Below are 11,751 nucleotides of genomic sequence, written 5' to 3' on the forward strand. Positions count from 1 at the left end.
CTCGGGCGTCGCTACGGCAGCTTCGGTGCGATCAGATCGGCGGCCTTGGAGGACCGCTGGCAAGCGGACGCGGTGTCCTCAGAGGCGGCAGTCAGGTTTCCGATCACCAGGATTGATGACGACTCGCTGACCGCGATCGCGAACGTGCAGCTGTTCTTGGCCCCGTCCTGCGCCTCGACCTTGGTCGCGTCATATTTGCCGACCTTGGTCTGCGAAACCTTGTCGCCGACAAGGTTCAGGTCTTTGAGGCCAGAGTCCCTGTGGATGCCCACGCGGAGCCCTCCGTTGCCGCTGACAGCCCAGTCGCAGCCGTCGGAGGCGGCGACCTTCTCCGGCGCGCCGGGGTACTTGAGACCCAGACCGGTGACTTCGGCTTCGGTGAGCAGGTCGCACGGCTTGAGCGCTTCCAAGCCCGACGCGGAGTTGGAACTGCTCGTCGGAGTCGAGCCGCCGTTCGTCGGCGTCGGGTTGGCGTTGCCGCTCGTGCCGGTACAACCGGTGGTGAACGCGGCAAGGCCGATCGTCGTGGCGATGAGGATGCGCTTCATGACTTCCCGTCGAGTTTCTTGATCGAGTCGGCGTGACCTTGGTCAACGGCGGTGTAGGACGTGCGGCTCTTCTCGATCTGCGTCTTGAGGTCGTTGATCGCCTTGACGAGGTCCGTGATGGTCTTCTGAGCCGCGGAGCCGAACGTCCTGTTGTTCTGGCTGATCGATTCGGCGTATCCCCCACCGAGCTTGGTTTGCGCGCTGAGATCCGACGACTTTCGGCCGACTTTGTCGAGCTCGTCCTGCATCGAGGTGAGCTTCTTGATCATGGTGTCGACCAGGTGCGGATCGACTGAGAGCGCCTGGGTCTCAACAGCTGTGGCCACTGCCTTGCTGGCCGCGGCGATCGCTGCGAAGCCACCGCTGAAGAGGCCGTCCCAAGTTCCGCCCGCGGCCTTGTCGGCGAAGCTGCCGACCGCGCCGCTTGTCACTGCTTCTCCAGACACAGAAGCTCGACCCTCCCCGATTGCGCTCTGTGGTCGGCACATGACCTTACAGTTGTGCGCCCGTTTGGGGGATCCGTTGAACTACTTAGCCTGTTCGGACTGAAATCTTGCCTGGTCAGGGAGGATATGGATGCGCTAAGTGAGAACGAAAGCACAGGTCCAGCAGGCCTCTTTGCCGGGTTGCTCGGGGGCGCTCCTTCTGAAGTCCATGTCCTTTCCGCGGTGAACGGCCCGTTATAAGGCGGGGCCTTGCGTCACCCGATCGAGACGGCTGGCTAGGCTCACCGAGGTGAGCACGGTCTACGACTGCAGCGAACCGAGCAACCGCGCGGCGGGTCTCGCCGCCGCGGCCGGTGCGGTGCGGAGCGGGCGCCTTGTCGTCCTGCCCACCGACACCGTTTACGGGATCGGCTGCGACGCGTTTGACGCTGAAGCGGTCCGGAGTCTTCTCGAGGCCAAGGGGCGTGGGCCTGACATGCCCGTGCCGGTGCTGGTCGGGTCCTGGACCACGATCGACGGGCTGGTTCTCAGCGTGCCCAGGCAGGCGAGGGCGCTCATCGAGGCGTTCTGGCCGGGCGGGCTGAGCATCGTGCTGCCGCACGCGCCGAGTTTGGCGTGGGACCTCGGGCAGACGCGCGGGACGGTGATGCTGCGGATGCCGTTGCACCCCGTCGCGCTGGAGCTCCTGCGGGACGTCGGGCCCATGGCCGTGTCCAGTGCCAACAAGACCGGGCACGCGCCGGCCTCCAGTGCGCAGGAGGCGCGGGACCAGCTCGGGGACGCGGTGCCCGTCTACCTCGACGGCGGGTTGAGCGGGGAGAACATCGCCTCGACCATCGTGGATCTCACCGGGGCCGACGCGCTCATCCTGCGTGAGGGTGCGGTGAGCAGGGAAGAGGTCAACGAGGTGCTGGGGATCGAGGTCGACGTCGCGCGATGAGCAGCGGCTGCCAGAATTGATCATGTCGCCGCGGGTACCGTGGCGAGCACCCCGAACCACTCCCGATTGATTGGTAGGCCCGTGGGGCCCGCATACTCGTTCGTCCTTCCCGTGCGCGAGTACCTGCTCGTCGCGTTGATCGCTGCCGTGGTGACGTTCCTGCTGGTCGGTCTGGTGCGCGCGATGGCGTTCCGGCTCGGGGCGGTGGCTTATCCGCGGCAACGCGACGTGCACGTGCAGCCCATGCCGCGCATGGGTGGGGTCGCCATCTACGGCGGCGTGCTGTGCGGCATGTTCGTGGCGCACCAACTGCCGGTGCTGCGGGCGGCGTTCGACTTCTCCAACGACCCGTGGGGGGTCATCGTCGCGGGTGGCGTCATCGTGCTCGTGGGTGCGATTGACGACAGGTTCGAGCTCGACTCGCTCACCAAGCTCGCCGGGCAGGTGACGGCGGCGGGCATCCTCGTGTTGTTCGGTCTGCAGTGGATGATCGCGTGGGTGCCGTGGGACGGCGGCGCGACGATCTCGCTGGACCAGAACCAGGGTGCGCTGCTGACCGTGCTGCTCGCGGTCACGATGATCAACGCGATGAACTTCGTCGACGGACTGGACGGGCTCGCCGCCGGCATCGGGCTCATCGCCGCGGCGGCCACGTGCGCGTTCTCGATCGGCCTGCTCGTCGAGCGGCAGGGTGCGGTCGAGGCCTACCCGCCCGCGCTGATCGCCGCCGCGCTCGCCGGTGCTTGCCTCGGGTTCCTGCCGCACAACTTCAACCCCGCGCGCATCTTCATGGGCGACTCGGGCTCGATGCTCATCGGGCTCATGCTCGCCGCCGCCACGACCAGCGCGTCCGGCAAGATCAACCAGGCGACCGGCAGCGCCGCCGACCTGCTCGGTCTGCTGTCGCCGCTGATCGTCGTCGCCGCCGTGCTCTTCGTGCCGCTGCTCGACCTGCTCATGGCGATCATCCGCCGCACCCGGCGCGGGGAAAGCCCGTTCTCGCCGGACAAGATGCACCTGCACCACCGGTTGCTGGAGATCGGGCACTCGCAGCGGCGCGCGGTGCTGCTCATCTACTTGTGGGCGGGCGTGCTCGCGTTCGGCGCGGTGGCGCTCACGTTGTTCGACCCGATCATCGTGGCGACCTGCTTCGTCATCGGGCTGATCGTGACGTTCGTGGTTTCGGTGATCCCGCGGCTCAGGGACGCCCGCAAGCCGTAAACGGCGTTCATCTTGTTTGGACCCGCTTAACCGGCGTTAACCCGGGCTGCCCGCCGGGCGGCGCGAGCGAGTTCCTACACTTCAGTGCATGAGCGGCAGCAACGATGCAGTCAAGGCCGTCACGCACGAGCTGACCGTCCAGCGGCTCGCCGGGGAAATGTTCCGCGCGGCCGCCTGGGCCGCGCTCGGCACGTTTGTCCTCGGTGTCGCCGTGTCAACTGTGATCTGGGGGACCGCTGGTCTCGTCGGGTCATTGATCGGTGGTGCGATCGCCATCGGTTCGAGCCTCGCGACGCTGTTGTTGATGCGCAAGACCGCGGCGCTCGATCCCATGTTCGTGATGGTCGCCGCACTCGGCGGATTCATGGGCAAGCTGATCGTGCTGCTACTCGCCGTGATCTTGCTGCGCAACCAGTCGTGGCTCGAACCCAAGGCACTCGGAATCACCCTGGTGGCGACTGTGCTCGTGACGTCGTTCCTGGAGGCCAGGGCCTCCAGGCGCAGCCGTAGTCAGATGGTGGTCCCCGCCTCCGAAGGCACCTGAGACCTGCTGATATGGTCCGCGCTGACCAGGGACACCCGATCGAAGGGGTGCCTCTCGTAGTCGCTTGCGAACCGTAAGGTACGTTAAGTCCAGATCGTGACGATTCCCCCGGCGGAGTGAACGCCGGCCGGGAGAACCGGAAGGAACACAGTGACCAAGCTGCTGGCTTCGGGGGGCGAGTTCGTCGCTCCCGGTGTGAAGGACTTCTTCCTCCCGCCGATCTTCGGCGAGGTCACGAAGCCGATGGTCCTGCTGGTGCTGTCGATCGTGATCATCGCGGCCTTCTTCCTCGCCGCGAGCCGCAACCTGAAGCTCATCCCCGGCAAGTTCCAGTTCGCCGCCGAGTCGGTTTACGACTTCGGGCGCAACAACATTGCCAGGGAGCAGATCGGCGCGAAGGACTTCAAGCCGTTCATCCCGCTGATCCTCACGATCTTCACCTTCATCCTCGTGAACAACCTGTTCGGGCTCATCCCGCTCATCCAGTTCCCGACGATGTCGCACATCGGCTTCCCGCTCGCCGTTTCGTTGCTCGTTGTTTACCCGGTGTACCACTTCGTCGGGTTCAAGCGGCACGGCTTCGTGGGTTACTTGAAGCACCAGACGGTTCCGCCGGGCGCACCGTGGTTCGTGCTCCCGCTGCTGATTCCGATCGAGTTCTTCCAGAAGTTCATTCTGAACCCGCTCACGCTCGCGATCCGAGTTTTCGCGGCCATGTTCGCGGGGCACCTCCTGCTGCTGGTGTTCACCCTGGCCGGTGAGTTCCTGCTGCTGAACGGCGGGCTGACCGTCATCGTGGCGCCGGTGTCCTTCGCCTTCGCCATCGCGCTGACCTTCCTGGAGGCACTGATCATGTGCCTGCAGGCCTACATCTTCGCGCTGCTGTCTGCCAGCTACATCGGCATGGCGCTGGCAGAAGAGCACTGAGTTACAGCACAAAGCCTCCGATCCGCGAACACTCGCGGACCGAGTTGGAAAGGGAACAGCAACAGTGAGCGCTTCCGTCGTTCTTGCCCAGGCCGGAGACATCAACCCGGGTCTTGCTGCGATCGGCTACGGCCTCGCGGCCATCGGCCCCGGCATCGGTGTGGGTCTGATCTTCTCCTCGGTCATCAGCGGCACCGCCCGCCAGCCCGAGGCCCGCGGCGTTCTGCTCGGTCTCGCGTGGACCACGTTCGCCATCGTCGAGGTCCTCGCGCTGATCGGCTTCGTCGTCTACTTCATCGCGACTGCCTGACCGAATCCTGATCGCGTTAGGAGAACCCGTGATGGACACCCTCATCCTGGCTGCGGAAGGACCGGTCAACCCGGTCATCCCGCACACCTCGGAGATCATCCTCGGTCTCGTCGCGTTCCTGCTCCTCTTCTTCGTCATCAAGAAGTTCGTGTCGCCGCGCTTCGAGGCGCTGTACGCGGAGCGGACGGCCAAGATCGAGGGTGGCATCGAGAAGGCGGAGCAGGCTCAGGCCGAGGCTCAGCGCACGCTCGAGCAGTACAAGGAGCAGCTGGCCGAGGCTCGCGCCGAGGCCGCGCGCATCCGCGACGACGCGCGGGCCGAGGGCCTGCAGATCATCGAGGAGCTGCGCGAGCAGGCGCAGGCCGAGTCCGCGCGCATCGTGGCGCAGGGCCAGCACCAGCTGGACGCGCAGCGCGCCCAGATCGTCGCGGAGCTGCGTGCCGACCTCGGTCGCACCGCGGTCGAGCTGGCGAGCAAGGTCGTGGGCGAGTCCCTCGAGGACGAAGCCCGCCGCCGCGGCACCGTCGACCGCTTCCTCAACGAGCTGGACGCCGTCGCGGCGCCGGCGAGCAAGTAGAGGCTGCCAATGACGCTGCATGCCGCAAGTCGTGAAGCTCTGGCAGCCGCGGAACTGCGGCTGCTGGAGCTGGCCGACGCCGCGTCGGCGGACGAGCAGGTCAAGCTGGGCGACGAGCTGTTCGCCGTGCTGGACCTGCTGATCGAGCAGGCCGCGCTGCGCCGCGCCCTCGCCGACGCGTCGTCGGAGCCCGCCGGTCGTGAGCAGTTCGTCCGCGGCCTGTTCGCGGGCAAGGTGAGCGATGCGACCCTGCAGGTGCTGGTCGCCGTCGTGACCGCTCGCTGGTCCAGCCCGCGTGAGTTCGTCGACGGTGTCGAGTCGCTCGCCCGCACCACGCTGCTGGTGCGCGCCGAGCGCGGCGGCGAGCTCGACTCGGTGGAGGACGAGCTGTTCCGGCTCGGCCGCATCGTGGCGGGTTCGCACGACCTCGAGCGCCTGCTGGGGGATCCCGCGGGTGCCGTTGACGGCAAGGTCGCGCTGGTCGACTCCCTGATCGAGGGAAAGGTCAGCTCGGTCACCAAGAAGCTGGTGGACCAGCTGGTCCGCAACCCGCGCGGCATGCGCGTGGCGGACGGCCTGGCCGAGCTCGCCGACCTGGCGGCCAAGCGCCGTCAGCGTTCTGTCGCGCACGTCCGGTCCGCGGTGGAGCTGACCGCGGAGCAGATCGACCGCTTGACCGCGACGCTGACCACGATCTACTCGCGTCCGATCGCGCTGCACGTCGAGGTCGACCCGGCCCTGGCCGGCGGCCTCACGATCAAGATCGGCGACGAGATCATCGACGGAAGCATCGCCGGCCGGTTGGCGGCTCTGCGCCGCAATCTCGCCAGCTAGCCCCCGAGCCCTTTCCCAAGAACGAAGAAGTGAGAGCAGGAACGACATGGCGGAGCTGACGATCTCGTCGGACGAGATCCGCAGTGCGATCGAGAAGTACGTCTCGAGCTACTCCCCGGAGGTCAGCCGGGAAGAGGTTGGTGTCGTCGCCGAGACCTACGACGGCATCGCCATCGTCGAGGGCCTCCCGGGCACGATGACCAACGAGCTGCTCGAGTTCCCCGGTGGCGTCCTCGGCGTCGCCCTGAACCTCGAGGTCCGCGAGATCGGTGCGGTCATCCTCGGTGACTTCGACAAGATCGAAGAAGGCCAGGAGGTCCGCCGGACGGGCAAGGTCCTGTCCGTGCCGGTCGGCGACGGCTTCCTCGGTCGCGTCGTCAACCCGCTGGGCCAGCCGATCGACGGTCTCGGCGACATCGTCGCGGACGACAACCGCGCGCTCGAGCTTCAGGCCGCGTCCGTGCTGCAGCGTCAGCCGGTGTCCGAGCCGATGCAGACCGGCATCAAGGCGATCGACGCGATGACCCCGATCGGTCGCGGCCAGCGCCAGCTGATCATCGGTGACCGCAAGACCGGCAAGACCGCGGTCTGCATCGACACGATCATCAACCAGAAGAAGGCCTGGGAGTCGGGCGACCCCAAGCAGCAGGTCCGCTGCGTCTACGTCGCCATCGGCCAGAAGGGCTCCACCATCGCGGGCGTCAAGACCGCGCTGGAGGAGGCGGGCGCACTCGAGTACACGACGATCGTCGCCGCCCCCGCTTCTGACTCGGCCGGCTTCAAGTGGCTGGCGCCGTACACCGGCTCCGCCATCGGCCAGCACTGGATGTACCAGGGCAAGCACGTCCTGATCATCTTCGACGACCTGACCAAGCAGGCCGAGGCGTACCGCGCGATCTCGCTGCTGCTGCGCCGCCCGCCGGGCCGCGAGGCGTACCCCGGCGACGTCTTCTACTTGCACTCGCGTCTCCTCGAGCGTTGCGCGAAGCTGTCGGACGAGATGGGCGGCGGCTCGATGACGGGTCTCCCGATCATCGAGACCAAGGCGAACGACGTGTCGGCGTACATCCCGACCAACGTCATCTCGATCACCGACGGTCAGTGCTTCCTCGAGTCCGACCTGTTCAACGCCGGTGTCCGCCCGGCCGTCAACGTGGGTATCTCCGTTTCCCGCGTCGGTGGTGCCGCGCAGATCAAGGCGATGAAGCAGGTCGCGGGCTCGTTGCGTCTCGACCTGTCGCAGTTCCGCGAGCTGGAGGCCTTCTCCGCGTTCGCGTCCGACCTCGACGCCGCCTCGCGCGCCCAGCTGGACCGCGGTGCCCGTCTGGTCGAGCTGCTCAAGCAGGGCCAGTACTCCCCGGTGCCCGTCGAGGAGCAGGTCGTCGAGATCTTCGCCGCGACCAAGGGCCACCTGGACGACGTCCCCGTCGGCGACATCCGCCGGTTCGTCGCCGAGTTCAAGGACTCGCTGCGCCGCAACCACGCGGACGTGCTCGCGGGCATCGTCGAGACCAAGCAGTTCGGTGACGACGCCCAGAAGCGCATCGCTGACGCCGTGGCCGAGTTCAAGAAGCAGTTCACCGCTTCGGACGGCACGACGATCGTCAACGAGGCGCCCGAGAAGGCCATGGACGCCGACAAGGTCGCTCAGGAGTCGGTGAAGCTGCACAAGCCCGAGCCGACCAAGAAGTGATCTGAGCCATGGGCGCACAGATTCGGGAGCTCCGCCAACGGATCCGAACGGTCAACTCGACCAAGAAGATCACGAAGGCCTACGAGCTCATCGCGACGTCTCGCCTCGCGAAGGCGCAGACCAGGGTCGCGGCCTCCCGGCCGTACGCGGACGAGATCACGAACGTGCTCTCCGCGTTGGCCGAGGCCTCGGCGAACCTCGACCACCCGCTGCTGTCGGAGCGTGAGAACCCGAAGCGCGCCGCGGTGCTGGTGATCACGAGCGACAAGGGCATGTGCGGCGGTTACAACGCCAACGTCCTCAAGGCCGCCGAGCAGCTGATCCAGCTGCTCCGGTCCGAGGGCAAGGAGCCGGTGCTGTACGTGACCGGCCGCAAGGGTCAGGGCTACTACCAGTTCCGCCGTCGCGCGGTCGCCGGCGTGTGGAGCGGGTTCTCGCAGACCCCGCACTACGTCAACGCCGTCGAGGCCGGTGACGCGCTGGTGCAGGCGTTCCTGGAGGGCACGGAGGACGGCGCGGAGGGCGTGGACGAGATCCACGTCGTGTACACCGAGTTCAAGTCCATGCTCAGCCAGACGCCGACCGCCAGGCGGATCGCGCCGATGGAGGTCGAGTACACGGGCGAGGTCCCCAAGGGCCCGCGCGCGGTGTACGACTTCGAGCCCAGCGCGGAGGCGCTGCTCGGTGCGATGCTGCCCAAGTACGTGAAGACGCGTCTGTTCTCCGCCATGCTGGAGGCTGCGGCTTCGGAGTCGGCGGCTCGTCGTACGGCCATGAAGGCCGCGACGGACAACGCGACGGAGCTGGTCCGGAACCTCAGCCGGGCGGCGAACTCGGCCCGTCAGGCCCAGATCACCCAGGAGATCAGCGAGATCGTCGGTGGCGCTGCCGCGCTTACCGGTGGCGCAGGAAGTGATGAGTGACATGAGTGCTACTGCCACCACCACCCGCACCGGCCGTGTGGTCCGGGTGATCGGTGCGGTCGTCGACGTGGAGTTCCCGCGCGAGGCCGTGCCCGAGCTGTTCAACGCCCTGAACGTGGACATCACGTTCGAGGCCGTCGCCAAGACGCTGACCCTCGAGGTCGCGCAGCACCTCGGCGACAACCTCGTCCGCACCATCTCGATGCAGCCGACCGACGGTCTGGTTCGCGGTGCCACCGTGACCGACACCGGCAAGGCCATCTCCGTGCCGGTCGGTGACGTCGTCAAGGGTCACGTGTTCAACGCCCTCGGTGACTGCCTCGACGAGCCCGGCCTCGGCCGCGACGGCGAGCAGTGGGGCATCCACCGCAAGGCTCCGTCGTTCGACCAGCTCGAGGGCAAGACCGAGATCCTCGAGACCGGCATCAAGGTCATCGACCTCCTCACCCCGTACGTCAAGGGCGGCAAGATCGGCCTGTTCGGCGGCGCGGGTGTCGGCAAGACCGTTCTGATCCAGGAGATGATCACGCGTATCGCGCGTGAGTTCTCCGGTACCTCGGTCTTCGCCGGCGTCGGTGAGCGCACCCGTGAGGGTACGGACCTGCTGCTGGAGATGGAGGAGATGGAGGTCCTCCAGGACACCGCCCTCGTCTTCGGTCAGATGGACGAGCCGCCCGGCACGCGTATGCGCGTCGCCCTGTCCGCTCTCACGATGGCGGAGTACTTCCGCGACGTGCAGGGCCAGGACGTGCTGCTCTTCATCGACAACATCTTCCGCTTCACCCAGGCGGGTTCCGAGGTGTCGACCCTGCTGGGCCGCATGCCTTCCGCCGTGGGTTACCAGCCGACGCTGGCCGACGAGATGGGTGAGCTCCAGGAGCGCATCACCTCGACGCGCGGTAAGTCGATCACCTCGCTGCAGGCCATCTACGTGCCCGCGGACGACTACACCGACCCCGCCCCGGCGACCACCTTCGCCCACCTGGACGCGACGACGGAGCTTTCCCGTCCGATCTCCCAGAAGGGCATCTACCCGGCCGTCGACCCGCTGTCGTCGTCGTCTCGAATCCTCGAGCCGTCGATCGTGGGCGACGAGCACTACCGGGTCGCGCAGGAGGTGAAGCGGATCCTGCAGAAGTACAAGGAGCTGCAGGACATCATCGCCATCCTCGGTATGGACGAGCTGTCCGAAGAGGACAAGGTCCTCGTCGGTCGTGCGCGTCGTCTCGAGCGCTTCCTCGGCCAGAACTTCTTCGTCGCGGAGAAGTTCACCGGTCAGAAGGGGTCGTTCGTGCCGATCAAGGAGACGGTCGAGGCGTTCGACCGGGTCTGCAAGGGCGAGTTCGACCACTACCCGGAGCAGGCGTTCTTCTCCTGCGGCGGGTTGGACGACGTCGAGGCCAACGCCAAGAAGCTGGCCGGCAACTGAGCTAGCTCTGGGCTTTCCGAAGGGCCGTTCCTCCTCTGTGGAGGGACGGCCCTTCTGGCGTTTCCTGTCGAGTGTCGTCAGGTTTCCATTCAGTGGAAATGCTCTCTCCCCTCTTTCTGTTGTATCGCCGGACGATGCACGGCATCTCAGGCAGTGCCTCGACGAGGAGGAGAGCTCGTGAACAAATGGGTGTTGCCGCTGTGCTGGACGGCCGTCCTGCTCGACGGCTTCGATCTGGTCGTGCTCGGCACGGTGATTCCGGTGCTGTTGCAGGAGAAGCTGTTCACCACGGCGTCGGCCAGCGCGGTGTCCACGGCCGGTCTGGTCGGGATGATGCTGGGAGCGCTCATCATCGGCACCATCACCGACGTCATCGGGCGGCGCAAGGTGATGATCTGGGCGGTGGCCGCGTTCTCGGTGTTCACCCTGGCCTGTGCGGTGGCGCAGGACGCCACGACGTTCGGGGTGTTCAGGTTTCTGGCGGGGCTCGGGCTTGGCGGGTGCCTGCCCACGGCCATCGCGTTGGTGAACGAGGCTCGGCCCCAGCAGGGCGGGCGCGCCACCACGCTGATCATGACCGGGTACCACGTGGGTGCTGTCATCACGGCGCTGCTGGGAATCGTGCTCATTCCGCAGCTCGGATGGCGGTCGCTGTTCGTGGTCGGGGCGTTGCCCGCGTTGGTGCTGGTCCCCTTGATGGTCAAGCACCTGCCGGAGACCGTGGCTCGCAAGGCGCCCGCGCGGGAGGCGGTCGGCTCGCTGTTCAAGCCCGGGCTGCGGAAGGCGACGCTGGCGTTCTGGATGGCGTCGTTCATGGGCCTGTTGCTCGTGTACGGGCTCAACACCTGGTTGCCGCAGATCATGCGCAGCGCTGGGTACGAGCTCGGTACGGCGCTCGCCCTGCTTCTGACGCTCAACATCGGTGCGGTGGTCGGGCTTCTGATCGCCGGCACGGTGGCTGACCGGATCGGGGTCAGGCCGGCGGCCATCGGGTGGTTCGCGGGTGCTGTGGTGTTCCTGGCCCTGCTCAGCATCAAGCTGCCGGGGCAGAGCATCTACGTGGCCGTGCTGCTGGCCGGGTGTTTCGTGTTCAGCGCGCAGGTGCTCGTGTACGCGTATGCGGGGCGGGTCTACGAGGAGAACCGGGCCACCGGCATCGGGTGGGCCGCTGGGATCGGGAGGCTGGGGGCCATCAGCGGGCCGTTGCTCGGTGGGGCGTTGTTGACGGCCGGGCTGGCGCATCCGTGGGGGTTCTACGCGTTTGCGCTGGTGGCGGCGCTCGGGGCCGTGGGTGTGCTCGCCGTGGGGATGCCGTCCAAAACGGTCGTGCAGCACACGCGGTGATGGCACAGTCGGGTT

The 11,751-nt window shown here is 66.8% G+C and carries 13 protein-coding genes; 11 read left to right on the plus strand and 2 right to left on the minus strand.

All coding sequences use genetic code 11. The annotated features are described in order from the left end of the window. Positions 1-11: 11 nt before the first annotated feature. Both C8D87_RS37475 and C8D87_RS37480 read right to left on the minus strand, forming a co-directional pair. On the minus strand, positions 12-548 hold the full coding sequence (locus C8D87_RS37475) for a DUF3558 family protein (RefSeq protein ID WP_112230730.1): 537 nt from the start codon (positions 546-548) through the stop codon (positions 12-14). Further along, complete coding sequence (locus C8D87_RS37480) at positions 545-1,036, minus strand: hypothetical protein (RefSeq protein ID WP_146771990.1); 492 nt, start codon at positions 1,034-1,036, stop codon at positions 545-547. The genes C8D87_RS37475 and C8D87_RS37480 overlap by 4 nt, the downstream gene beginning before the upstream one ends. Before the next feature lie 247 nt (positions 1,037-1,283). Between C8D87_RS37480 and C8D87_RS37485 the strand changes: the two genes are divergently transcribed. The 11 genes from C8D87_RS37485 (at position 1,284) to C8D87_RS37535 (ending at position 11,736) form a co-directional block, all read left to right on the plus strand. Next, on the plus strand, positions 1,284-1,934 hold the full coding sequence (locus tag C8D87_RS37485) for an L-threonylcarbamoyladenylate synthase (protein ID WP_109634644.1): 651 nt from the start codon (positions 1,284-1,286) through the stop codon (positions 1,932-1,934). Between the two features lie 81 nt (positions 1,935-2,015). Next, positions 2,016-3,155: a glycosyltransferase family 4 protein gene (locus C8D87_RS37490; protein ID WP_109634642.1), complete on the plus strand. Its 1,140-nt coding sequence runs from the start codon at positions 2,016-2,018 to the stop codon at positions 3,153-3,155. 88 nt (positions 3,156-3,243) lie between these two features. After that, positions 3,244-3,699, plus strand: a complete 456-nt coding sequence (locus tag C8D87_RS37495) for a hypothetical protein (protein WP_112230734.1) — start codon at positions 3,244-3,246, stop codon at positions 3,697-3,699. A 150-nt stretch (positions 3,700-3,849) separates the two neighbouring features. Further along, positions 3,850-4,626, plus strand: coding sequence for a F0F1 ATP synthase subunit A (gene atpB, locus C8D87_RS37500; RefSeq protein WP_112230736.1), 777 nt, complete (start codon positions 3,850-3,852; stop codon positions 4,624-4,626). Between the two features lie 64 nt (positions 4,627-4,690). After that, positions 4,691-4,936 carry an ATP synthase subunit c family protein gene (locus C8D87_RS37505; protein WP_109634636.1) on the plus strand — a complete coding sequence of 82 codons (246 nt, stop codon included), beginning with the start codon at positions 4,691-4,693 and terminating at the stop codon, positions 4,934-4,936. 31 nt (positions 4,937-4,967) lie between these two features. Then, entirely contained in the window at positions 4,968-5,513 is a 546-nt protein-coding gene (locus C8D87_RS37510; RefSeq protein ID WP_109634634.1) for a F0F1 ATP synthase subunit B, read from the plus strand. Positions 5,514-5,516: 3 nt separating this feature from the next. Further along, on the plus strand, positions 5,517-6,347 hold the full coding sequence (locus C8D87_RS37515; RefSeq protein ID WP_109634631.1) for a F0F1 ATP synthase subunit delta: 831 nt from the start codon (positions 5,517-5,519) through the stop codon (positions 6,345-6,347). Between the two features lie 46 nt (positions 6,348-6,393). Further along, positions 6,394-8,040, plus strand: a complete 1,647-nt coding sequence (gene atpA, locus C8D87_RS37520; RefSeq protein WP_109634628.1) for a F0F1 ATP synthase subunit alpha — start codon at positions 6,394-6,396, stop codon at positions 8,038-8,040. Between the two features lie 8 nt (positions 8,041-8,048). Beyond that, positions 8,049-8,963, plus strand: a complete 915-nt coding sequence (locus C8D87_RS37525; RefSeq protein WP_112230738.1) for a F0F1 ATP synthase subunit gamma — start codon at positions 8,049-8,051, stop codon at positions 8,961-8,963. Continuing rightward, positions 8,956-10,392 (plus strand): F0F1 ATP synthase subunit beta, encoded by a 1,437-nt coding sequence (gene atpD, locus C8D87_RS37530; protein WP_211337229.1) that lies wholly within the window; start codon positions 8,956-8,958, stop codon positions 10,390-10,392. The genes C8D87_RS37525 and atpD overlap by 8 nt, the downstream gene beginning before the upstream one ends. Before the next feature lie 177 nt (positions 10,393-10,569). Continuing rightward, on the plus strand, positions 10,570-11,736 hold the full coding sequence (locus C8D87_RS37535; protein ID WP_233442479.1) for an MFS transporter: 1,167 nt from the start codon (positions 10,570-10,572) through the stop codon (positions 11,734-11,736). Positions 11,737-11,751: the final 15 nt, after the last annotated feature.

It is taken from the genome of Lentzea atacamensis, from assembly GCF_003269295.1.
GTDB classification, from domain to species: Bacteria; Actinomycetota; Actinomycetes; order Mycobacteriales; family Pseudonocardiaceae; genus Lentzea; species Lentzea atacamensis.